We start from the raw sequence: 1,638 nt of genomic DNA, 5'->3' as shown, positions 1-1,638 counted from the left end.
GGGGTGGGTTGTCCGGGTCGATGCCGAGGGCCGGGGCGATGGTGAGCAGTTCGCGCATCAGGCCCTGGCTGGAGCCGAGGGGGCCGCCGCCTTCGAGGAGTTCGTCGTTGGCGAGGGGGTGCGGGAAGTCGACGGGGACGTAGGCGCCGGCGTGGTCGTAGTGCCAGACCAGGTGGGACTGCTGGGCGGTCTGCTCGAACATCTCCAGCAGCTGCTCGTAGTCGCTGCCCAGTTCGCCGACCGGGGTGATCTCCAGGCCGCACTGCTGGAGAAGGTAGGCGCGGCGGAGGAAGTGCAGGGCGTCGTAGTCGAAGCCGGCGACCGGGGCGACCTCGCCGGAGAGGCCCGGCATGTAGCTGTTCACGGGGACGGGGGGCAGTCCGGCTTCGCCCAGGGCCTTGTCGTATACGGCGAGCTCTTCGGCGAAGGGGTTGTCGGCGCTGTGGCACAGCACGTCGACAAGCGGCACCAGCCACAGGTCACACGCCAATCCGGGACTCCTTTGCGTAGTGCGGTTTCCGCGGGTCAGGCCAGCGTAGTCATTCGGCTGTGAGCTGGTCGATGAGTGCGAGGGTGTGCTTGTTGTACGCATGGATGATGGCTTCGGCCCCGGCCATGTCCCTGGCCTCGACCGCGTCGACGAGCTCGCGGTGGCCGTGCCAGAACGGGTTCGGCAGGGCCGCGCCCGCGTCCGCCGTGCGGCGGAGTTCGCGGCGCAGGTACGGGACCGCGAAGACCCAGCACTGGATGCGCATCCGGTCCAGGAATTCGGTGAGATAAGGGTTCCCCGCCAGGTCACTGATCTCACGCCAGAAGCGCAGGTCATAGTGGACGAGAACGTCAAGGTCGCCGGCCCGTGCGGCGCGCTCGGCCTCCTCCGCGCGGCGGCGCATCGTGGCGAGCGCGGCCCGGTCGGCGGGCAGCAGGTCGATCGAGGACTCGGCGGCGGAGCGGAAGATGCCCTCGGTGACGACGGCGCGGGCCTCGACCATGGTGCGGAAGTCGGCGGCGGTGAAGGCGTGCACCTGGTAGCCGCGGTGCTCCTCGGCGTCGAGGAGGCCCTGCGCGGAGAGGTCGACGAGGGCTTCGCGGACGGGGGTGGCGGAGACGCCGTAGGTGGCGGCGAGCTCTTTTACGGTGACGTGGCGGCCGGCTTCGAGCCGGCCCGCGAGGATTTCGTCGCGGAGGGCTTCGGCGAGTTGGGAGCGGAGGGTGTCGCGGCGAACGATTGCGCCTCCGGCGCCGGGTTCGCTCATCGTGGGTTTCTCCGTTCGTGGGGGCGCGCCTGGACAGCCTATGTCGAGTACTGCCCTGGCGGGCCGCCGGTCAACGCCCGGTTTTCCTGGAGCGGGGGCCTAGTCCTCGTCGCTGTCGTCGGCGTCCTCAGGCGGCGGCGGTGCCGTTGTCGGGCGGTCGTTCGTGCAGCGGAGGGTGACTGCCAGGTCCTCGGTGTCGTCCGAGGACGGTTCCAGTTCCAGGAGGGCCGTGCGGGACGGGCCGCGGGTGGCCTCCTCGATCGTGTAGCCGGCCGCTGGGCTCCAGCTGGAGAGGAAGATGCGGCCGTCGGGCAGGCATTGGGCGGTTGCCGTGCCGCCGCGGAAGTGGATCGTGCGGTGGGGGGTGTCCGGGGTGTGGGAC

Annotated in this window: 3 protein-coding genes; all 3 read right to left on the bottom strand. The window is 70.5% G+C overall.

Annotation, left to right across the window (positions count from 1 at the left end; all coding sequences use genetic code 11):
* On the bottom strand, positions 1 to 490 hold a 490-nt coding region (locus G5C51_RS41810), incomplete at its 3' end, for a hypothetical protein (protein WP_165246135.1).
* 49 nt (positions 491 to 539) lie between these two features.
* Positions 540 to 1,256, bottom strand: a complete 717-nt coding sequence (locus G5C51_RS41805; RefSeq protein ID WP_165246133.1) for a GntR family transcriptional regulator — start codon at positions 1,254 to 1,256, stop codon at positions 540 to 542.
* Positions 1,257 to 1,355: 99 nt separating this feature from the next.
* On the bottom strand, positions 1,356 to 1,638 hold a 283-nt coding region (locus G5C51_RS41800; protein WP_206314890.1), incomplete at its 5' end, for a hypothetical protein.

It is taken from the genome of Streptomyces coryli (assembly GCF_011044975.1).
Taxonomy (GTDB): Bacteria; Actinomycetota; Actinomycetes; order Streptomycetales; family Streptomycetaceae; genus Streptomyces; species Streptomyces coryli.
This window is presented reverse-complemented; position numbering and strand designations above follow the sequence as displayed.

Excerpts from the sequence above, each read along its gene's own strand:
- G5C51_RS41805 (WP_165246133.1), bottom strand. The coding sequence starts at position 1,256 with ATGAGCGAACCCGGCGCCGGAGGCGCAATCGTTCGCCGCGACACCCTC.